Genomic DNA, 21,206 nt, shown 5'->3' with positions numbered 1-21,206 from the left:
GCTCGGCGGGGTCACCGCTCGCGCGGTCATCGACGCACCGACCACGGGAGCCGAGCGCTTCCTCGAATCGCTGCGTCAGCAGGGCACGCTCGAGCAGTTCCAGGCGCGTGGCGCCCGACTCGGGCTGAGCGGTGCCGAAGTGCGCGACCTGCTGGACGCCGTCAGCCCGCTGTTCGAGGTGGCGCCGGCCTCGCCGCGCAGACGCACAACGAGATCCGCGCGGGGTGGAGCGCGGCGCCCTCCGGTCGTCCTGGTTCGGGGCACCGTCGCGGGCGACGACCTCGCCGAGCACATCGCGACGCTCGGATGCACCGTGAGGCGTGCCGGAGCCGACTACCGGCCTCCGAGACCCGCAGAGATCGGGGTCGTCGTCGACTGCGCCGACTACGTCCTGCCGCCACGGCGATACGCGCCCCTCATGGCCGACGACGTCCCGCACCTCGCCGTCATCGCCGAGGACCTCGGGGCGACCATCGGACCGTTCGTCGTGCCCGGTCGCACACCGTGCGTGCGCTGCGACGACCTGCACCGACTCGACGCGGACCTCGCCTGGGCGGCCATCGCCACCCAGCTCGCCGTCAACGACCGGGTCCCACTGCAACGGTCCACTCGAGAGATCGTGCGCAGTCTCGTGACGAGATCGGTCGCATCCTGGCTCGCCGACGGACCTGGGTCAGCAGACTGCGGCGCTGACTCCTGGAATGTCGACGCCGTCAGCGGCGAGGTCCACCGAACGCGCCGTTCGTTCCACGCCGAATGCGGGTGCCGAGCTCTGCCAGGAACCGGGACGCAGGGCGCTCCGCGTCGCGTCTCCCCCCGAACTGCGCATGTGTCAGGCGAAGCCGCTTCCGTGCGCGCGTGACGGCCACGTACAGCAGGCGCCGTTCCTCGTCGAGCTCAGCCTGCGACTCGGCGTACCAGATGGGCAGCAGGCCCTCGCTCGCCCCGATGATCGTGACGCTGTCCCACTCGAGCCCCTTCGCCGCGTGGATGCTCGAGAGCGTCACGGCTCGCAGCTCCGGCTCGTACTGCATCTTGGCCCGCTGCTGCAGCTCGGCCGAGAACTCGGCGAGCTTCGTGCCGTGCGGCTGTGCGTCGGCCAGCCGCAGAAGCGCGTCCCACGAGTTCCACCGGTCGCGGAGCGCGCCGGAGTCGGCGGGCGGTTCGTGCGTCCACCCGAGGTCGCGGAGCACGTCACTGACCGCCTGGAACAGGGGCCCCTCGGTCTCCTGCATGACGGCGGCGCGCAGTGCGCTGAGCGCCTGGCGCACCTCCGGCTGCTCGAAGAACCGGCGCTGCCCGATGGCCGAGTACGCGATCCCCGCGTCCTGCAGGGCCCGTTCCACGGCGGCGGCCTGCACGTTCGTCCGGTACAGCACGGCGATGCTCTCGATCGGGATGCCGCCGCGGAGATCCTCGCCGATGCGGTGCACGACCCCGCGCGCCTCATCATCGTCATCGTGGAACTGCAGGACCTCTGGCAGCGGCTCTCGCCTCGGTGTCTCGGCGGCCGGCTCGAGCGTGAGCGCGTATGGCACGTGACGCGCGACCTCGTTGGCGACGGCGATGATCGCGGACGTCGAGCGGTAGTTGTCCTCGAGGCGCACGACTCGCGCGTCCGGATAGCGTTCGGGGAACCCCGTCAAGAACGAGCTGGACGCCCCGGCGAACGAGTAGATCGTCTGCGCCGCATCGCCGACGACGCACAGCTCGCGTCGCTCGCCGAGCCACAGCTGCAGCAGCCGCTGCTGCAGCGGCGAGACGTCCTGGTACTCGTCGACGACGAAGAACCGGTACTGCTCACGAACACGCTGGGTCACCCACGGTTCGAGCTCGAGCATGCCGACGGTGGCGAGGAGGACGTCCTCGAAGTCCATCTGCCGACGCTCGTCCTTGATGTCCTCGTAGGCTTGCAGCAGCGCGAGCGCCGCGTCATCGCCGACCCCCTTCGGCAGCGATCTCGTCGTTCGCAGCTGGATCGCGTACTCCTCGAGCGAGAGCTCGCGCACCTTGCGCCATTCGATCTCCGTCGCCATGTCCCGCACCCCGGCCGGGTCGAGGCGGAGGCGGATGCGCTCGGCGGCCTCGGCGATGAGCCTCCCCTTGCCCTTCACGATCGCCGGCGCGGGTCCGCCGACGGTGTGCGGCCAGAAGAAGCCGAGCTGGCTCAGCGCGGCGGCGTGGAATGTTCGAGCGGCGACGCCGGAGGCTCCGAGGTCGCGGAGGCGTCCGCGCAACTCACCCGCCGCCTTCGAGGTGAAGGTCAGCGCGAGCACACGGGACGGGTCGTACACGCCTGCGCGGATGCCGTAGGCGATGCGGTGCGTGATGGTGCGGGTCTTGCCCGTCCCAGCGCCGGCGAGGATGCAGACAGGTCCGACCAGCGCCAGCGCGGCCTCACGCTGCGCGTCGTTGAGGGAGGCGAGCAGGCTGACGTCTGCCGTCGAGGCCTGCGCGGGTGTCTCCGAATCAGTCGAGGTGACCACTGAGCCACGCATCGATGATCGCGCGAGCGATCGAGGTGGGCCCGGGGAGTCGATCCTCGATGGCGCGCACCTCGTCTCGAGTGAACCAGCCGAGCTCGACGATCTCGTCGTTGTCCGGCTCGACGCTCGCCGGGTCCTGGTCCGGGTGGAGCTTGGCGGTGAAGCCGACCATGATGCTCGCGGGGAACGGCCACGGCTGCGAACCCAGGTACCTCGGTTCGACGACGTGCGCTCTCGCTTCCTCGTAGATCTCCCGGGCGACGGCGGCCTCGAACGACTCCCCCGGCTCGACGAAGCCCGCCAGGAGCGAGAAGCGTCGCGGGTTCCACCGCACGTTCGCGCCGAGCAGGATGCGATCGTCCCGGTCGAGGACGGCCGCGATGATGGCGGCGTCGGTTCGAGGGAAGCTGACATGCGACTCACCTTCCGCCTGGCGCACCCAGCCGGCCAGGCCGGAGCTGGTCGCGGAGCCCGTTCGCGGCGAGAACCCGTGGGTGTCGTGCCAGTTCGTGATGGCGAGCGCCTCGGTGAAGAGCCCGCAATGCAGGGCGCCCAGGTGCGCGGCGGTCTCCATGAGCCCCGCCCAGAGTCGCGCATCCGGTTCGAGGGCGGCCGCGAGATGCTCGCCCACGCTGATGGAGACGACGGAGGTGCCCCGAGGCAGTCCGTCGTCGTCAGCCAGTGTGCGACCGAGGTAGATGGCCTCGCCGATGACAGGCTCGAGCGCGGACGCGCGTTCGCTCGTCGCGACCAGCAGCTCGAGCTTCGGCCCGTCGCCGTCGGAGCGCATGAGCGCCTTGCCTCCGCTCAGGACGAGCACGCGGGTGGCGTCGTCGGCGAAGAGCGCCTGAACGAGACCGGGCTGGCTCCGACGTTCGTGGTCGCGATCGGTCTGCTGCTGGGCGAGGGGGAGACGAGACATGAAGTGATTCATAGGCGGACTCATCCTAGGTCGCCTCGGCGCTGTGCGGGCGTGGCACTCGCTCAGCCTGGACCCGGCCTCCTAACCTGGACCCATGGCTGAGCTCTCGCTGGAACTCGCGGCACTTGCCGTGGCCGCTGTCCCCGACCTCGATGTGGCTGCGGCCCTCGAGCACACGTACGGGGCGCACGGCGACTTCGACGCCGCCCTGCTGACCCTCACGGACGGCGAGACGATCATCGCCCGGCGCCCGACCTCGTCCGCTGCTGCGCAGGAGCAGCTGGCCGACGTGCGCGCGCTGGCCGTGCTGACGCCGGGGATGCGCAGCAGGCTGCCGTTCCAGGTGTCCGAGGTGCTCGGCAGCCTGGCCGATCAGCGCGAGCGGGTGGCCGTGTACACCTACCTGCGCGGGATCCCCGCCGACCAGGAGACGCTCGAGCCCGGCACGCTCTTCCTCGTGAGCCTCGGTCGTGCCATCGCCGCCATCCACTCCCTTCCGAAGGGGCCGGTCGAGGCCGCTGGCATGCCGACGCTCACCGCGCCGGAGGCGCGGCAGGCGGCGGCGCAGACGATCGCCCGAGCGAAGGAGACCGGCCGTCTCCCGGTGACGCTTGATCGCCGGTGGTCGGCAGCCGTCGACGACGACTCGCTCTGGCAGTTCCAGCCCACGGTCATCCACGGAGCGCTCGGGCTCTCTTCGATCATCACCGACGGCAACCAGGTGCGCGGTGTCCTCGGTTGGAGCGACCTGCGCGTCGGCGATCCGGCGCGAGACCTCCACTGGATCTCGTCCCTCGATGGCGCCATCGCTCGCGGGATTCTCGATGAGTACACGGATGAGGCCCCTGGGACCGTGGACCGGCAGCTCCGCCAGCGCGCGCTGCTCTACGCAGAGCTCGAGCTCGCCCGCTGGCTGCTCCACGGCGTGGATGCGAGCGACGCGGAGATCATCTCCGACGCGGAGGGGATGCTCGACTCGCTGGTCGACCGCATCCACCGTGCGCCAGCTCAGCCGCTGGTCCACGAGACGCTTCCGGTGCTCGATATCGCAGAGGTGCAGGAGCTCTTGAAGGAGGCCGCGGGTCGCCGCCCGACGCACCAGTCTGCCGCGCAGGACACGGGAAGCGCCGTGCTCACCGGTCTGGTGCACAGGGCCGACTCTGGGGTGCCAGCCGACGTGCATCCTGACGACAGCCCGGAGGTCGACGTCGATCACGCAGCCGAGGATGACCTCGACGACGACACTCCCCCGAACGACTTCATGCGGACGGATTCGCGGCGCTGAGCGCGGCTTCCGCTTCTGTGAGCAGCCGCTCGAGCTCGCGGCGCCCCGTGACCTCCGGGACCCGGATCTCCTCGCCCTCTCGGACGTAGACGAGCACGGCATCGATGAGCTCGGGGGCGACGCCGGTGTGCTCCGAGTAGGCGAGCGTGTAGAGCGCGAGCTGCAGCTGACGCTCCCAGCGGGCGCTCTCGCCGCTTGGCACGCGGCCGGTCTTCCAGTCGACGACCTCGATTCGGCCGTCGTGCTCGAAGACGGCGTCGATCTTGCAGACGACGGTGCGGTCGCCGAGCCGGAACTCGATGGTCTGCTCTACGAGTATCGGCGTCCTGTGCGGCCACGGCGTCTCGAGGAACGCGTCCTGCAGGCGTTCGAGCTCGGCGAAGTCGGCACCTGAGGCGTCCGCGAGGCTGCCAAGCGCCGCGTCTTCCGTGCCGAAGATCTCGGCCATGCCGAGGAGGTCTCCGCCGACGTTGGGCGCGGCGTAGTGCGCTTCCACCCAGGCGTGGAACATCGTCCCGATGCGGGTCTGCCTGAACGGCTTCTGCGGCATCGGACGTCGCAATTGCGCCGCGATCTCGGCGGGATCGGTGACGAGGTCCTTGAACTTCGAGGCCGCGAAACGTGCCGGGAGCTGGATGTTCGTCACCGTGTTCCGATCGGCGCGTTCCCGGAGGAGGAGCTCGATGCGCCGATCGAGCACTTCGTCTGGGATCGTCGCGTCGAGCTGCGCTCTGGCGACGGCACCCGAGAGCTCGTCGACTCGTCGACGACGGGCCTCCGTGAAGGGCTGGTGCGGCCACGCCACGCTGTCGGCGGCGAGTGACGTGGGCGCATCCTCGAGCGTGTTCTCCGGCGGGGCCTCGATGATGCCCGCGTCGGCGAGCTCGCTGACGAAGACCGAGACCTTCCGTGGCGCCTTGTGGATGGCGCTCCAGTAGGAACCCGTGATGAGCAGCTCGTGGCGCGCCCGCGTGTAGGCGACGTAGGCGAGTCGTCGTTCCTCGTCGTCGTTGCGCTCCCTGATGCGCTCCCTGAGGTCGGCCATGAGGTCCGCGAGTTCCTTCTGCGACTCGGCGTCCCGCCAGGACAGCGTTGGCCGGTCGTGGGCGTCGAGCAGGAGCTCGTACGGGATGGCGCCCCTCCGGATCCAACCGAGGCCGTCGCGTGATGAGCTCGGCATCTCCCCCTCGACGCTGCGGGGCACGGCGACGAAGTCCCACTCGAGTCCTTTGGAGCCGTGGATGCTGAGCAGCTGCACGACTCCTGGTTCGGCCTGCTCTTGGACGGGGGCGAGCGTGTCCTCCCCCGCGGCGATCTCGACCCAGTCGAGGAACGCGCCCAGGTCGGCATCCGGCTCGGCGGATGCGAATGACGCGGCCGCCTCGACGAACGCGTCGAGGTTGCCCACTCTGGCGATGTTGTCCGGGTTCGCGGTCACCTCGAGGTCGAGACCCATGATCGAGATGGTGGCGTCGACGAAGCTGGTGATCGGGAGTCCTGAGTTTCGTCGGAGCGCGGAGATGAGGTCGTTCACCCTCGGGATGCGGCGAAGCGCCTCGTCGCTGAGCCCGGTCAACCAGGTGTCCGGCTCGTCACGCCTGGCGGCGCCGCGGATTCGAGTGGCGAGGAAGTCGAGGGCCTCCTGCAATGGCACCTCGTCGTCACCGGTCGCGAGTTCTCGCCGGCTGGCGCGGACGTCGTCTGCGAGGGCCGCCATGGTGACGTCCCGGTTGGCGAGGCGCCGCGAGATGTCGTGGATGACCTTCACGTCGGCGAGGCCGAACCGGTACTTCGCGCCGACGAGCAGCCGGAGGAGTTCGTTGCCGGCGGTGGAGTCGTGCGCAACGCGCATGGCACAGCGGAGGTCGACAACCTCGGGTGACGAGAGGAGCCCGCCCAAGCCGATGACCCTGTTGGGCACGCCAGCACGGGTCAGGGCGGCCGAGAAGAGTGGCAGGAGCTTGCCTGCGCGGAGCAGCACGGCACCCGAGGGCGGTCTCGTCTCGCCACTGCCACTGCCACTGCCGACAATGCGGTCGCGCATCCAGGTGGCGACGGCATCCGCCTCATCATCGAGTGTCTCGGGGAACGCCAGCGAGACGGTGCCCGCAGCCGCTCCCGGACGCGTACCGAGCTGGGTGACTCCGGGGTCATCGGCCTCAGGGAGCCTGGAGGCGACCTGGTTCGCTGCGTCGAGGATGCGCGCGTCGTTCCGCCAGGAGATCGACAGCTGGAAGGTGGGCTCTTCGGCTGGCGGTGCGATGCGCGTCCGGAAGTCGCGGTGGAATCGCCGCATGTTGCCGGGGCTCGCGCCTCTCCACCCGTAGATCGACTGCTTCGGGTCACCGACCGCGAGGACCGGGTGATCGCCGAAGATCGTTCCGAGGAGGCGAGTCTGGCCGACGCTCGTGTCCTGGTATTCGTCGAGGATGACGAACCGGTGCCTGCTGCGCAGCTCCGCGGCGACGGCTGGTGTGCCCGCGCAGATCTCTGCCGCGAACGTCACCTGGTCGGAAAACTCGATGAGCCCTCGCTTGCGCTTCTCGAGCTGGTAGCGCTCGGCGAGCGCTACGAAGATCGGCAGCTCCTCCAGGATGGCGACGGCGTCGGTGACCGGCTTGCTCGGCGTGTTGCCCTTGCCTCGACCCGGCAGCTGACCGACGCGCCGGAATTCGGCGACGAACGCGTCGCACGCGTCGGCGGTGAGCTGGTTGTCTCTCATCGCCCTCGCGACGTTGAGCGCGAGGGCCGTGATGGCGGCGAGCTGCAGGTCGAGCGAGCTCAGGCGTTCGTCGTCGCTCGCGAGCACGACGCTGCGCATGAGCGCGAACGCGGTCATCTCGTCGACGATACGGGCGTCCGGCTCCTGTCCGATGAGGAGGGCGTTCTCCGAGAACACGCGGTTCGCGAACGAGTTGTAGGTCGAGACCTCGGGGGTAGCGAACTCGTCGCCGCCGACCAGCCCTTCGCTGCGGAGCCGGGCGAGGGCCAGCTGCACCCGTTCACGGAGCTCCCCCGCCGCCTTCCTGGTGAAGGTCAGGCCGAGGATCTCGGTGGGATGCACGCCCTGAGCGGCCACGAGCCAGACGATGCGCTGCACCATGGTCTGGGTCTTGCCGCTGCCGGCTCCGGCCATCACGAGACTCGGCACGGGGGGCGCTTCGATGACGCGTCGCTGTTCCGGGGTCGGTTCGAGCATTCGCGACGGGTCGTTGTCGGCGAGTGCCAGCGCGATATCGCCGTGCGTGACGGCTCCTGCGGGCCAGGTGTGCGTCATTCGGTGACCTCCGGTGCGGCGTGCAGCGCGCACGCTCGTCCGCCACCGAACGAGCCGAGGCAGTGCGACTCGAGGTGGGCAAGATAGTGGGCGTCGGCGACGTGGTCGCTGCCTCCCGTCTCACGGGAGGGCTCGGGGATCCCGACCATGCCGAGGGCGACGGTGCGGACGCGGTCGAAGAACTCCGCGGTCGCCGCCTCGTCGAACGGCTGCTGGGTGCGCTCGCTCCACTCGAGTTTCGAGGTCGGCTTCGCGAGGAAGACGAGCTTCGCCTCGTGCACCTCCGCGGCGGGGATCTCCCCTCCCTGATCGCTTCGCGGGGGGAGCTCGACGGACTGGGGCGGACGCTCCACGGGGTCGCTCACCGCTCCCGTCGAGAGGGCGAGCTGGTAGGCGGCAAGCTGCGCGTTTCTGGCCATGGAGTCGTTGGACGGCATCGACTTGCCGGTTTTGAAGTCGACGACATCGACGGAACCGGCAGCGGTGCTCTCGATGCGGTCGATCTTGCCGCGCAGGATGATCTGGGCGCTGTCATCGCCTTCGACGCGCACCTCGATGCTGAATCCACGCTCGGCCCCGAGCAGGGCGCCGCCGCTGAGACTGACGCGGTGCAGGTAGGCGGAGAGGTTGCGAACGAGCTCGTCCACCTTCGCTCGAACCGCCTTCTCCTGCCAGGGCGCGTCGAAATCACTCGAGCGCAGGCGTGCCTGCGCGAAGGCCGTTCGAGCCTCCAAGCTGGGGAAGTCGAACTCGGCGGCCGCGTGCACGATGTTGCCGACGTTCATGCTGTCGCTGGTGCTCCCGCCTCCGTGGGAAGTCACGAACCAGTTCACGCCGCAGTCCTCGAAGCTCTCGATGCTGGACGGCGAGACCGGGATGCTCGCGTCGGGGTCGGACGGGTCGTGCAGTGGCCTGCCGGTGGTCGGCTGCAGGAGTCCGTACCAGTCGGCCGGGTCCGCGCCGGGCACGCCCTCGGCCGAGAGCTTCGCGAGACCAGCTGCGCCGGAGGTATCGACCCCGTCGACGATCGCGGCGCGACGCAGCTCGCCGACCAGGCCGCGCAAGGTCAGGGATGCGAGCGCGGCCTGCCCCGGCGCTGCGGTCGAGTCGTTCCACGAGGTCGACGACAGCAGGAAGAACGGCGACGGCGCGCTGTCCTCGCTCTCCTCGGCGGTCAGGAGCAGCCATTCCGAGGACCGGGACACGGCCTGGGCGAACATGCGTCGCTCGTCGTGCAGCACCTCGAGTCGTCGGTCCACGAGATCGCGCGTGGTGTCGATGCCTCGTTCGAGCTCCGCGAGCTGACCTGCCCCGAGCAGCGAATCGCGGAGACGAAGGTTCGGCCAGACACCGTCTGAGAGCCCGGCGACGACGACGACTCGGAACTCACGACCGAGCACAGCGGCCGGAGTCGTGACGGTGACCGTGCCGCCGTGCGTGCGACTCGCGAGGGAGTCGGCGGTGACCTCGCTCCCAGTCCACTGCAGGATGAAGTCGTGGATGCCCGCGTCTGGCTGCCGCTCGACGAAGCGCTTGCCCACGTCGAAGAGCGTGACCAGGGCGTCGAGGTGGGCACCGATCTGCTCCGCGCGCGGCCCCGACCCCAACGCTGCCTCGCGCCACGATCTCGCGAGGCCGAGGCGCTCCCACACGGCGAACAGGACCTCGTCGGCCGCGATGCTGCGCTGCTGGCCACTCGCGGCTTCGATCTCGGCCGCAACGGCGCGGATCACCGAGCCCAATTGCTGGAGGGCCCTCGTCGCGCTGCGCCCGCTTGCGGAGCCGCCTGTCGCGAGCAGGCGCTCGAACGTCGCCGAAGCTGGCGCGTCCGGGTCGGTCAGGAGGCGGAGCCCGGCGACGCGGGAGACGGCCTCGACGAGCAGCTCGTCGGCGGCACGGTTCCCCCCTGCCGCGATCTCGTCCAGTCGCAGGGCTCGCCGGACTCGCCGCAGCTGCACGGGATCGATAGCGAAGACAGGTGAGGCGGCGAGCTCCTCGATGGCTTCCGGGGTGAGCTCATCAGCCCCGCTCGCGATGGCCGCAAGACGAACCACTGCCTGCACCGCCTTGTCTCTCGCCGCGGGAAGAGCCTGCGAGGAACTCGTCGGCACCTCGAGCTTCGCGAGCTGCCGTCGCAGCGACTCGATGCTGCCGCCGCGGCGCGTGATGACGGCCATGTCATCCCATGGCACGTCGTGGAGGAGGTGCAGCTCGCGGAGGTAGTCGGCGATCTCGCGGCACTCGGCCGCAGCCGACGTGGCGGAGAAACGGGCCACCGTGGGCGGGGCGGCTGGCGGTGGCGAACCTGCCAGGGCCGCATCCGCCGCGCGGTGTCCGGATTCACGCTGCACGCCGATGCCCTCGGTGACGCGTCGAACGAACGCTCTAAGCTCCGCACTCCCTCGATGCACGGTGCCGAGGACCAGGCGAATCGGCGCCTCGAGCGCGCCGCGCGTCTCTCCGCGCCAGTCCGCCGCCAGTTCCGGTCTCGAGCCGCGGAAGCCCCCCGTGGTGATGTCGGGGTCGCCGAACGAGACGATGCGCACTCCCCGCAAGGCGAAGGCCGCGAGGAGCCTTCGCCCTGACTCGGTGAACTCCTGGACGTCATCGACCAGGAGCAGCTTGAGCTCCGCGAAGGCGTCGAGGCTTGCCGCGGAGTGAACGAGACTCGCCGCCTCGAGCACGATGCCAGGGGTGTCGAAGGCGTTCGGCTTCGCCTGCTCGATGCTCTCGCGGAACTGTCGGGCGACCACGGCGGCACCCGACCACACGGGCCTGAGGTGGGCGAGCTCCTCGAGGCGCTCCGGAGTGACGTCGTACTCCGACATCGCGGCCAGGAGGTCGCGCAGCTCGGCCCTGAACCCTCGCAGCCCGATCGTCTCGGGTGTCACGGGCGGAGCCCACTCGATGGGTGCAGCGTGCAGCCGCTCCGGGACCGTCGCGGCGCGTGCCTCGAGGTCGCTCTGGATGAGCTCGGCCAGGATCGTGTCCTCGTCGGCGCCGGTGAGCAGCTGTGGAGCCTGCAGGCCGCGCCGTGCGCGGTCGGCACGCACGATCTCGAAGGCAAGCGACTCCGGCGTGCGCGCCATGGCACCTGGCGTGCTGACCGCGAGCCGCTTGGCGATGCTCTCGCGCAGGCGTGCGGCACTCCGGCGGTCGGGGGTCAGGGCGAGCACCTCGGTGGTCCGGAGGCCGTCCACGTGGACACGCCGCGCGAGCATCTCGATGAGCGTCGTCGTCTTCCCGGAGCCCGGGGCACCCACGACACTGAGATGCGACGCATCATCAGCCTCGAGGACGGCCATCTGCGTGGCATCGAGGAGCACCGCATCGAGCACTGGTCCGGAAGTCATGCAGTCACGGTATCCCGGGGCACCGACATTCGACGCGCAGCCATGGCCGCAGTCCGGCGCGCGCAGCACGCGTTGCGCCCACGGCGAAAGACCCGGCGAATGCGCGCGAGCCCAGCGGCCTGCCGGTAGCCTTGCCAGACACCCGTTCGCATCCGAAAGGCGCCAAGTGGAAGTTCGCATCGGCATCAAGCACGCCCCACGAGAGCTCTCGTTCGAGACCGATCTCACCAAGGACGACTTCGAGCGCATCATCGAGGACGCAGTCACGAAGGAAGCGGCCATCGTGAAGCTGCACGACTCGAAGTCTCGCTCCTACCTCGTCGCGACAGAGAACATCCTCTACGTGGAGCTCTCCGGCGACCAGGCTCGCCGCGTCGGCTTCATCGCCTAGCCCACCACCATGGAACTCATGTTCGCGGGCCTCGCGGGAATCCTGCTCGGTGTGGCCGTGCAGTTCGCGGCGCCCCACCGGGCCACGCGGGGCCCCGTGCTCCTGCCGGCGCTCGGCGGCATCGTCGCGCTCGTGGCCTGGCAGGCGCTCACGTGGCTTCAGGGCCCAGCGCCATGGCTTGCCTACGACGGCGGATGGATCTGGGTGATCACCCTGCTCGTCGCCGCGGTCGTGACCATCGCCGTCGGCTGGTCGCTGAGCGCTCGCCGCCAGCACGATGACGACGACCTCCTGCACCGACTCAGCCACCTCGGCCGCGCGCAGACGACCACGTAGGCCCCCCGGGCTCCGCTCGCAGCAGACGATCAGGCCCCCGTGTCCTCCGACACTCCGACTGGAGTGGCGAGGACCGGGGGCCTTCGTCGTGCCCGGCGACCGGGCCACGGTCGTGCATGTCCGTCAGGCAGCGAGCCCAAGCGTGTTCATCCGGCGGGAGTGGCCGGCATACAGCACCGACGCGAGCTTCTCGAGCTGCGCTTCCCCGTCGGGGATGAGGTCGTCTCCACTCGTTCCGAGCGGCACATCGAGGGCAAGTCTGATCGCGAGCACGGTGTCGCCGACGATGCGCCGCCCCCACATCGCGAGTCGGTCGCCGAGGCCGTCTTCGTAGTGGATTGCCGCCTCGATCACCGGCAGCAGCTGGTCCCGCTCCGCGTCCGTGATGAAGACGGGCGCGAGGGCCGTCCGGTATCGCTCGCCGCCCTGTTCGGCCACTTCCCCGAAGAAGTCGCGGAAGAAGCCGGACGAGAGGTGGCAGCTCAGCAGACGCTGCGCCCAGTCGTGCCCGAGGACTCGTTCCGGGTAGCCCGAGAAATGCTCGGCAGCCTCGCCGATGCGCGTGATCGAGGCCTGCTCCGCGGCCGCCTCTGCACCGCCGAGCAGGGCCCTGTGCCGCTCGAGTGCGGCGTTGGCGGCCGCTCCGATGTGCTGCTTGTTGGCAAGCGCGGGCGCTTCGTTGACGATGGCCGACAGCTCCTGGAACAGCAGCAGCTCGAGGTACGCGGCGCGCGCGACGAGCGCGTCGACGGGAACCAGCAGGTCTCCCAGCGACGTCGCTGGCTTCGGCGCGGATGCCGGAGCTGCGTCATCCTGGGATCGGTCTCCGCTGCGCCTTCCGAATACTGGCTTCACACGCACATCCTATGTGCCAGACGAGTCCGCCCAGGTGCAGCTCCCGGTTGGTCCGCGTCGGCCGATCTCAGCCCCCGCCGATGCCGAGAGGACCGGAAAGCAGCTATTCGCTAGACTGTGGCGATGCCGCGACCGCGGCCGTTCGGCGCCCTTCGACTTCCCGGGCGCATCCCACAACTGCAGACAGGGCGTTTCACTCGTGAAGTTCTCCGACCTTTCCATCGATGCCGACATCGTCTCGGCGCTCGAGGGACACGGCATCACAGAGCCGTTCCCCATCCAGGAGCAGACGATTCCTCTCGCGCTGAGCGGGCAGGACATCATCGGCCAGGCCAAGACCGGCACTGGCAAGACCTTCGGCTTCGGCCTCCCCCTCATCCAGCGGCTCGGCCTCGACCCGGCCCACGGCGTGCAGGCGCTGGTCGTCGTGCCCACCCGCGAGCTCGCGGTCCAGGTCTACGAAGACCTCGAGATCGCAGTCTCCGGCCGCACCACGACCGTCGTCCCGATCTACGGCGGCAAGGCGTACGAGGGCCAGATCGAGCAGCTCAAGGCCGGCGCCCAGATCGTCGTCGGCACCCCGGGCCGTCTCCTCGACCTCGCGCAGCAGCGCATGCTCAACCTCTCGAACGTGCGCGAGATGGTGCTCGACGAGGCCGACAAGATGCTCGACCTCGGCTTCCTCTCCGACATCGAGCGCCTCTTCGCGCAGACGCCGGCGACGCGCCACACCATGCTCTTCTCCGCGACCATGCCGGGGCCGATCGTCGCCCTCGCCCGTCGCTTCATGACGAAGCCGATCCACATCCGCGCGACCGACCCGGATGAGGGCATCACGCAGGCGAACATCGAGCACGTCATCTACCGGGCCCACCCGCTCGACAAGGACGAGATGATCGCCCGCATCCTGCAGGCCGAGGGCCGCGGGAAGACCGTCATCTTCACGCGCACCAAGCGTGCAGCGGCGAAGCTCATGGAGGAGCTCACCGACCGTGGCTTCAAGGCCGCAGCCGTCCACGGCGACCTCAACCAGGAGCAGCGCGAGCGTGCCATGGCGGCCTTCAAGGCCGGCAAGAAGGACGTGCTCATCGCGACCGACGTCGCGGCTCGCGGCATCGACGTCGACGACGTGTCGCACGTCATCAACCACACGATCCCCGAGGACGAGAAGGCCTACCTCCACCGTGTGGGCCGCACGGGGCGCGCCGGCAACACCGGCATCGCCGTGACCTTCATCGACTGGGACGACCTGCACAAGTGGGCGCTCATCTCGAAGGCGCTCGAGCTCGGAGCGGAGGAGCCCGTCGAGACGTACTCCTCATCCCCGCACTTCTACGCCGACATGCGCATCCCGGAAGGCACGAAGGGCCGCATCGCGGCGCCGAAGCGCGAGGTGCAGTCGCCAGGCAGCCGCCACAGCTCGACTGAGCGCGGTGAGCGCGGAGGCTCGTCGACGCGAGGCTCGTCGGAGCGGCCAGCTCGTTCACGCTCGCGTCGCCGCAGCGACGACTCGACTGCCGCTCCAGAGGGCCAGGCGCCCGCCGCCGAGACGGCCTCGGGCGAGCAGCCTGCCGCCGAGGCGGGAGCAGAGCGCCCAGCTCGCCGTCGCCGTCGCCGTCGCGGCGGTGGAGCGGGCAGCGAGTCGGGCGCTTCCCGCCAGGAGTCGCAGCCCAGCGAGTAGTCGCAGGACAGCGAGCACCCGCAACGAGACGAATCGATCGCTGCACGAGCGCAGACGGCGCCGAGCATCAGCTCGGCGCCGTTCGCGTTCCCGGAGATTCAGCCGCCCGTCGACGGCGTCGGGATGGTCAGAGCGGGCTGGCCCCGCCGATCACGGGCTCGCTGCCCGTCGCCTGGTCCAGGATCCGCTGCAGCTGCCCGGGCGCGGTCGTGTTCTCGCCGAGTCGGTTCGGCTTTCCCGCACCGTGGTAGTCGCTCGACCCCGTCACGATGAGGTCGTGCTGAGCCGCGATGTCGAGCAGGAGTCGCCGGCTCTCCGCGTCGTTCTCCCTGTGGCCCACCTCGAGCCCACCGAGGCCCGCCTGCACCAGCTGCTCGAGGACATCGGTCGCCATTCCCCGCTTCCCCCTCGACCCCGGATGCGCGAGCACGGGCACCCCACCGGCCTTCCGGATGAGCCTGACGGCCTCGAACGGGCTCGGCGCGTAGTGCGCGACGTAGTAGCCGCCCCGCCAGTGCAGGATGGTCTCGAACGCGGCGACACGGCTCTCGACGATGCCCTTGGACACCAGCGCGTCCGCGATATGCGGACGGCCGACCGTCGCGCCGGGCTCGGTGACGGCGAGCACGTCATCCCAGTCGAGGTCGTGGTCGCCGCCGATCATCTGCACCATCCGCTCGGCGCGCGAGACTCTGGACTCTCGCACCTGCTGCATCTCGGCCAGCATGATCTCGTTCGCGGGGTCGATGAGGTAGCCGAGCACGTGAATGCTCGCGTGGTTCAGCTGGGACGAGAACTCGATGCCGGGGATGAGCGTCACGCCGGTCTCCCGCGCCGCGACGCTGGCGTCCGCCCAGCCCGCCGTCGTGTCGTGGTCGGTGAGGGCGATGACGTCGAGACCGGCCCTCGCCGCCTGTCGCACGACGTCACCAGGCGACTCGGTCCCGTCTGAGACCACCGAGTGGGTGTGGAGATCGATGCCTGGCGTGCCGGAGGGGGTCATGCTCCGATCAAATCACAGGGGGTGCTGAAGTGAATGCCACGCGCCTCCCAGCCTCTCTTCGGCTCTGGGGCTACGCTGAGGCGGTCATGCCGCGCAGCTCTTCACACCCCAGACGTTCCTCTCTCGCCGGCCACCGTGCAGCGGGGATCCTCCTCGGGCTCGTCGCGCTCGCCGCGGCGATCGTGCTCGGCTGGCCGCAACTGCTCGACCTGCAGCGCGCGCCGCTGGTGGCCCAGGCGATCTCGTTCCGGCTGCCAGTAGCGATCGGGGCGACGGCGATCCTCCTGCTCCTGCTCATCCCGGTCCTCGCCTCCCGGAAGGCGCGCGCGGTCCTCGGTATGACCGCTCTGGTCATCGCGCTGTTCGTCGCATCGACGGTCGGCGTGCTCTTCGACCGGGGCCTGGGTGCGCCCCTCGCCGCGAGCGACTCGCCGGGCAGCATCAACATCCTGAGCTGGAACACGCGCGGCGACGCTCCCGGCTCCCCCTCGATCGCCGAACTCGCCGTGGAAGTCGGCGCGGATGTCGTCGTGCTGCCGGAGACGACCGAGGAGCTGGGGGTGGAGATCGCCGCGCAGATGTCCGAGGCGGGCTCACCCATGTGGGTGCACACCCAGACGATCGACGAGGACTACAAGGCCACGTCGACGACGCTCCTCATCTCCCCGGACCTCGGCGACTACGAGGTCGTCACCGACCGCGGTGACACGAGCACGCTTCCGACGGTCATCGCGGTCCCGGTCGACGGCAGCGGCCCCACGATCATCGCGGCACACCCCGTCTCGCCGACGCCGGGCAACATGGACGCGTGGAAGGCCGACCTCGACTGGCTGGCGACTCAGTGCACGAGCAACACGATCGTCGCCGGGGACTTCAACTCGACGCTCGACCACCTCTCGGGGCTCGGAGACGGAGGGTCGGGCCAGCTCGGCTCGTGCGCGGACGCGGCGCTGGCGACGGACAACGGCGCTGTGGGCACCTGGACCGCGGGAGTCCCTCCGCTGCTCGGCGCGAACATCGACCGCGTCATGGCGACGCCGGAGTGGAGTGTCACGGGCTTCGAGGTGATCGTGTCGCGCGATGAGGCGGGCAGCGACCACCGCCCCGTGTTCGCGCAGCTGTCCCCCTCGTCGCTGAGCTGACGCGGTCTCCCTCGAGCGCGCCACGGCGGGTGACCGCGTCGTCCAGTTTTCCGCGCGACAATGGTGGGGTGACTACCTCCGACCGCTCCCGCACCCTGTCCGCCACAGCACCTGCCACAGCATCCGCCACGGAGGCGGCGTCGGCCGTGGAAGAAGGCGCGCGGGCCGTCGAAGCGCCTGCCAACGAGAACCGCAGCACGACGCCCAAGAGCGACGCGTTCCGGTCGCAGATCATGCGCGGCTGGGCGGAGCGGGACGAGCCGCTGCCGGAGGCCCGAGTGTCGGTGCCCACGGCCGCCGCCCACCGGGATGCGATCTCCGCACGTCACCGGGGCGCGCGACTCGTCATCCCAGCGGGGAGTCTGAAGCAGCGCTCGAACGACACCGACTACCGCTTCCGAGCGCACTCCGCGTTCTCGCAGCTGACGGGGTGGGGCTCCGACGCCGAACCGGGGGCCGTCCTGGTCCTCGACCCCGTCGACGATGGCCACGACGCGACGCTGTACTTCCGCGAACGCGCCGGCCGCGACAGCGACGAGTTCTACGCGAACTCCGAGATCGGTGAGTTCTGGATCGGCCCACGTCCATCGCTCGCGCAGACGGCCGCCGACCTCGACGTCGCGGCTCGGGATCTCGCCGAGTTCTCCGAGCTCGGTCTGGTGACGGACGCACGCACGCTCGTGCTTCGCGAGGCCGATGCAGCGCTCACGGCGCGAGTCGACGAGGCTCGGCGCACGATGTCGCTCCCCGATGCCGAGTTCGACGAGCTCCTCGCCGACGACGCGCTCCTCGCCCAGGACCTCAGCGAGCTCAGGCTCGTGAAGGATGCCTACGAGATCGGCCAGATGCGCGAGGCCGTCGCGGCCACGGCCGCGGGCTTCGACGACATCGTCGCGGCCCTGGCGCAGGCGTCGGCCCACCCGCGCGGGGAGCGGATCGTCGAGGGAGTGTTCCAGCAGAGGGCGCGCCTCGAGGGCAACGACGTCGGCTACGACACCATCGCCGCCTCCGGGAGCCACGCCTGCATCCTCCACTGGACGAAGAACACCGGTGCGGTGCGCGCGGGCGAGCTGATCCTCGTGGATGCGGGGGTCGAGGTCGACTCGCTGTTCACGGCTGACATCACGCGGACGATCCCGGTCACGGGACGGTTCAGCGAGGAGCAGCGCCTCGTGTACGAGATCGTCCTCGAGGCTGCGGATGCCGCGTTCGCGATCGTCCGCCCAGGGATCACGTTCCGCACGATCCACGACACGGCGATGGAGGTCATCGCCAAGCGCACGCAGGAGCTCGGCATGCCACTGGGCGTCGGCGAGACGGACCCCGCCGAGCAGCTCTACCGCCGCTACATGGTGCACGGCACGAGCCATCACCTCGGCATCGATGTGCACGATTGCGCGAAGGCGCGCCGCGAGCTCTATCTCGACGGCGTGCTCGAGGCGGGCATGGTGTTCACAATCGAGCCCGGTCTGTACCTGCAGCCGGACGATCTCACGGTGCCGGAGCAGCTCAGGGGCATCGGCGTGCGCATCGAGGACGACATCCTCGTGACGGCCGACGGCGCCGAGAACCTGTCTTCAGCCATTCCGCGGACGGTCGCGGATGTGGAGTCGTGGTTCGCGAGTCTCCACGGCGAGTAGCGGCGGGGCCGCTGGCTCAGGACGTGCCGTTTGGCCCCGGCCGTCCCTGGTCTGCCTGCTGGGCCCGCTTCTCGCGCTCGAGCCGCCGCAGCTCGGCCTGCGCTTCTGAGTAGGTGCGGCGGGGCGCTGCGGGGACGGCTTCGGTGTCCGTGTTCGCCGCGTCAGCTGCCGGCGCCGGCGAGTCGAGCCCGGGCTGCTGCGCGGCAGGTGCGGCCGTCGGAGCCTGCACCGGCGCCTGCTGAGCCGGCATGCCGCCGGCAGGTGCCTGCTGTGTGCCGAGGAGCCCGCGCGCCTTCCCGGCGTGCTCTCGGGGTACGACCACATCGAAGTGGGTCGCGACGACCTGCATGACCGAGGTGAACTGCCGACGCTGCGGGTTCGCCGCGTAGCCGATGACGCTCCAGATGACGGAGAAGCCGATCGCGACGGGCAGGATCGCGATGAGGGTCTCGAATCCGACCCCCGGCGTCACGATGAGCACGAGCAGCCCGACGAAGAGACCGAGCATGACGCCCGTGCCGACCGCGCCGAGTGCCGCCTTGCCGAACGACATCCGACCGGTGACGCGCTCGACGGTGCGCAGGTGGCTGCCGAGGATCGAGACCGTCGAGACCGGGAAGTCCTGCTTCGCGAGGCCGTCCACGACTGCGCGGGCTTCCTCGTAGCTCTCGAGGCTCGCGATCACGTCGCCATCTGGGACCTTCGGGAACCGACTGCGCGCGCCACGTGTCGTCGTGCCTGGGGTTGTCATGCCGCCATTCTCTCAGCACGCCCTTCGGAAACGTGGCCGCCCGGTCACATGTTCGCTATCGGCTGGCGAGCGGTCGCGGGCGACTACCATTGGTCCGTGAGCGTCTCCAAGGTCTTTACAGCGCGACTTTCCGCGTGCCCCGTCTTCGATGAGGACGGCGACCGCATCGGCAAGGTGCGCGACGTCATCGTCGAGTACCGTGCAGCGCACTCCCCGCGCGTCAACGGGCTCGTCGTCGAGACGAAGAGCAAGCGCCTCATCTTCATCCCGATCCGCCAGGTCGAGTCGATCGGCTCCGGGCAGATCGTCGTGAGCGGTGAGATCGACTCGCGCCCGTTCGTGCAGCACGGACAGGAGGTACGCGTGCTCGCGGACCTCGCCGACCGCTCCGTGACCTTCAACGACGGGACGGCGACTGGCACGATCGAGGACGTCCAGATCGAGGAGGACGCGCAGGGGTACTGGAACGTCGGCCAGCTGTTCGTGCGTCTCCCTCGCAAGAGCAAGCAGCTCTTCGGGACCGGCCCGACCCGCTTCGCGACCTGGGACGAGGTCACTCCGGAGGTGACGATCGGCGAGCAGCAGGCGGCGACCCAGTTCCTCACGGCTCACTCCGACATGAAGCCGAGTGACTTCGCGACCGCGCTCCTCGATCTGCCGGATGCACGCCTCAAGGAGGTCGTGAGCATGCTGCCGGACGAGCGGCTCGCGGATGTGCTCGAGGAGATGCGGGAGTCCGATCAGGTGACGATCATCGAGTGGCTCGATGAAGAGCACGCCGCCGACGTGCTCGACAAGATGCAGCCGGATGACGCCGCCGACCTCGTGGCCAAGCTGGACGCGGTCAAGAGCGAGGCGCTCCTGCAGCGCATGGACCCGGAGGAGGCGGAAGAGGTTCGCATGCTCCTCGAGTTCGCACCGGACACCGCTGGTGGTCTCATGACCACCGATCCCGTCATCCTCCCCGGGGATGCGACGGTGGCAGAAGCGCTCGTGCTGATCCGTCGGAAGGACCTCCCTGCGGCCCTCGCGACCAGTGTCTTCGTGACGCTCTCCCCCTACGAGCCGCCGACTGGCAGGTACCTGGGCCTCGTGCACTTCCAACGGCTCCTCAGATATCCGCCGCACGAGCGCCTCGACACCATCCTCGACCGCGAGATGGAGCCGGCGCCGACGACGATGCGCGACGCCGAGGTTGCCCGCGTGCTCGCCAGCTACGACCTCGTCGCGCTGCCCGTCATCGACGAGGCGCACCGCCTCGTCGGCGTCGTGACGATCGACGACGTCCTCGATCACCTCCTGCCAGAGGACTGGCGACAGGTCGACGCGGAGGGCGAGGTCGTGCCCAGCCGCGTCTCGCAGCGCGTCGGCACGAAGCGCGCAGTCACCGCCCCCGCCAACTCTCCAGTGGTCCGGAGGACTCATGGCACGTCGTGAAGACGATCTCGAGCGCCCGAAGGTCAAGGGGCTCCACCTCCGTCGGCCGCGCCCGAAGCCGAGGCGCGACTCTCGTGGAGACGACTCTGAGAACCGCGACCACGAGCGCAGCGATGCGTTCGGCCGCGGCATGGAGGCCTTCGCCCGAGCCATGGGCACCCCCGCCTTCCTCGTCGGGCTGTCGCTGTTCGTCATCTTCTGGGTCGTGTGGAACTCGATGGCGCCCGTGGAGCTGCGCTTCGACTCGGCCGACCTCGGCTTCATCGCCCTGACGCTCATGCTCTCGCTCCAGGCGTCCTACGCGGCCCCCATGCTGCTGCTCGCCCAGAACCGGCAGGATGACCGCGACCGCGTGCAGATCGCGCAGGACCGCCAGCGCGCCGAGCGAAACTCGGCCGACCTCGAGTACCTCGCGCGCGAGATCGTGGCGCTGCGCGTCCTGACCAAGGATCTGGCCTCCAAGGACTTCATCCGGGCCGAGCTGCGCGCTCTGCTCGAGGACATCGAGGACCTCGACGATCCCGATGAGGAAGGCTCCGAGACCATCTCGCGCGAGGAGCAGCGAGTCAGTGACTCGGCGAGGCGACGTGCGGAAGCCATCCGGGACAGGAAGCGCGCGGCGAAGTCGGCAGAAGAGCAGGTGTGAG

General features: G+C 69.7%; 15 protein-coding genes. 8 read left to right on the top strand and 7 right to left on the bottom strand.

Features of this window, described 5'->3' with window-relative positions; genetic code table 11:
* Positions 1 to 713: 713 nt before the first annotated feature.
* Both F8O03_RS04940 and nudC read right to left on the bottom strand, forming a co-directional pair.
* Entirely contained in the window at positions 714 to 2,486 is a 1,773-nt protein-coding gene (locus F8O03_RS04940; protein ID WP_244295920.1) for an ATP-dependent helicase, read from the bottom strand.
* Positions 2,470 to 3,408, bottom strand: coding sequence for an NAD(+) diphosphatase (nudC, locus tag F8O03_RS04935; protein WP_244295917.1), 939 nt, complete (start codon positions 3,406 to 3,408; stop codon positions 2,470 to 2,472). The genes F8O03_RS04940 and nudC overlap by 17 nt, the downstream gene beginning before the upstream one ends.
* A gap of 94 nt (positions 3,409 to 3,502) precedes the next feature.
* On the opposite strand from nudC, the gene F8O03_RS04930 reads away from it, so the two are divergent.
* Positions 3,503 to 4,693: a phosphotransferase gene (locus F8O03_RS04930; RefSeq protein ID WP_151422844.1), complete on the top strand. Its 1,191-nt coding sequence runs from the start codon at positions 3,503 to 3,505 to the stop codon at positions 4,691 to 4,693.
* Here F8O03_RS04930 and F8O03_RS04925 read toward each other — a convergent pair.
* Complete coding sequence (locus F8O03_RS04925; protein ID WP_151422843.1) at positions 4,668 to 7,970, bottom strand: ATP-dependent helicase; 3,303 nt, start codon at positions 7,968 to 7,970, stop codon at positions 4,668 to 4,670. The genes F8O03_RS04930 and F8O03_RS04925 overlap by 26 nt on opposite strands.
* Complete coding sequence (locus F8O03_RS04920) at positions 7,967 to 11,323, bottom strand: UrvD/REP family ATP-dependent DNA helicase (RefSeq protein ID WP_167516475.1); 3,357 nt, start codon at positions 11,321 to 11,323, stop codon at positions 7,967 to 7,969. The genes F8O03_RS04925 and F8O03_RS04920 overlap by 4 nt, the downstream gene beginning before the upstream one ends.
* Before the next feature lie 166 nt (positions 11,324 to 11,489).
* Here F8O03_RS04920 and F8O03_RS04915 point away from each other — a divergent pair, with 166 nt between their 5' ends.
* Together F8O03_RS04915 and F8O03_RS04910 are read left to right on the top strand one after the other, a co-directional pair.
* Positions 11,490 to 11,714 (top strand): DUF3107 domain-containing protein, encoded by a 225-nt coding sequence (locus F8O03_RS04915; protein ID WP_151422841.1) that lies wholly within the window; start codon positions 11,490 to 11,492, stop codon positions 11,712 to 11,714.
* A gap of 9 nt (positions 11,715 to 11,723) precedes the next feature.
* Positions 11,724 to 12,050 carry a hypothetical protein gene (locus F8O03_RS04910; RefSeq protein ID WP_151422840.1) on the top strand — a complete coding sequence of 109 codons (327 nt, stop codon included), beginning with the start codon at positions 11,724 to 11,726 and terminating at the stop codon, positions 12,048 to 12,050.
* Positions 12,051 to 12,173: 123 nt separating this feature from the next.
* On the opposite strand, the gene F8O03_RS04905 is transcribed toward F8O03_RS04910, so the two are convergent.
* Positions 12,174 to 12,905, bottom strand: coding sequence for a ferritin-like fold-containing protein (locus tag F8O03_RS04905; protein WP_167516474.1), 732 nt, complete (start codon positions 12,903 to 12,905; stop codon positions 12,174 to 12,176).
* Between the two features lie 199 nt (positions 12,906 to 13,104).
* On the opposite strand from F8O03_RS04905, the gene F8O03_RS04900 reads away from it, so the two are divergent.
* The gene (locus tag F8O03_RS04900) at positions 13,105 to 14,586 is read left to right on the top strand and encodes a DEAD/DEAH box helicase (RefSeq protein WP_104253623.1); all 1,482 of its coding nucleotides are present in this window, start codon (positions 13,105 to 13,107) and stop codon (positions 14,584 to 14,586) included.
* Positions 14,587 to 14,713: 127 nt separating this feature from the next.
* On the opposite strand, the gene F8O03_RS04895 is transcribed toward F8O03_RS04900, so the two are convergent.
* Positions 14,714 to 15,589: a PHP domain-containing protein gene (locus F8O03_RS04895; RefSeq protein WP_151422838.1), complete on the bottom strand. Its 876-nt coding sequence runs from the start codon at positions 15,587 to 15,589 to the stop codon at positions 14,714 to 14,716.
* An 86-nt stretch (positions 15,590 to 15,675) separates the two neighbouring features.
* On the opposite strand from F8O03_RS04895, the gene F8O03_RS04890 reads away from it, so the two are divergent.
* Both F8O03_RS04890 and F8O03_RS04885 read left to right on the top strand, forming a co-directional pair.
* Entirely contained in the window at positions 15,676 to 16,731 is a 1,056-nt protein-coding gene (locus F8O03_RS04890; RefSeq protein ID WP_151422837.1) for an endonuclease/exonuclease/phosphatase family protein, read from the top strand.
* A 68-nt stretch (positions 16,732 to 16,799) separates the two neighbouring features.
* A complete protein-coding gene (locus tag F8O03_RS04885; protein WP_244295915.1) occupies positions 16,800 to 18,371 on the top strand; it encodes an aminopeptidase P family protein in 1,572 nt (523 codons plus the stop codon).
* 16 nt (positions 18,372 to 18,387) lie between these two features.
* On the opposite strand, the gene F8O03_RS04880 is transcribed toward F8O03_RS04885, so the two are convergent.
* The gene (locus F8O03_RS04880; RefSeq protein ID WP_151422835.1) at positions 18,388 to 19,122 is read right to left on the bottom strand and encodes a YflT domain-containing protein; all 735 of its coding nucleotides are present in this window, start codon (positions 19,120 to 19,122) and stop codon (positions 18,388 to 18,390) included.
* A gap of 96 nt (positions 19,123 to 19,218) precedes the next feature.
* Between F8O03_RS04880 and F8O03_RS04875 the strand changes: the two genes are divergently transcribed.
* Together F8O03_RS04875 and F8O03_RS04870 are read left to right on the top strand one after the other, a co-directional pair.
* Positions 19,219 to 20,559 carry a magnesium transporter MgtE N-terminal domain-containing protein gene (locus F8O03_RS04875; protein WP_104253873.1) on the top strand — a complete coding sequence of 447 codons (1,341 nt, stop codon included), beginning with the start codon at positions 19,219 to 19,221 and terminating at the stop codon, positions 20,557 to 20,559.
* The gene (locus F8O03_RS04870) at positions 20,546 to 21,205 is read left to right on the top strand and encodes a DUF1003 domain-containing protein (protein WP_104253627.1); all 660 of its coding nucleotides are present in this window, start codon (positions 20,546 to 20,548) and stop codon (positions 21,203 to 21,205) included. Before F8O03_RS04875 ends, F8O03_RS04870 begins: the two co-directional genes overlap by 14 nt.
* Position 21,206 lies beyond the last annotated feature (1 nt).

The sequence above is a fragment of the Pseudoclavibacter terrae genome (assembly GCF_008831075.1).
Lineage (GTDB): Bacteria > Actinomycetota > Actinomycetes > Actinomycetales > Microbacteriaceae > Pseudoclavibacter > Pseudoclavibacter terrae.
The sequence above is the reverse complement of the archived record's forward strand: the minus strand, read 5'-3'. Positions and strand labels throughout refer to the sequence as shown.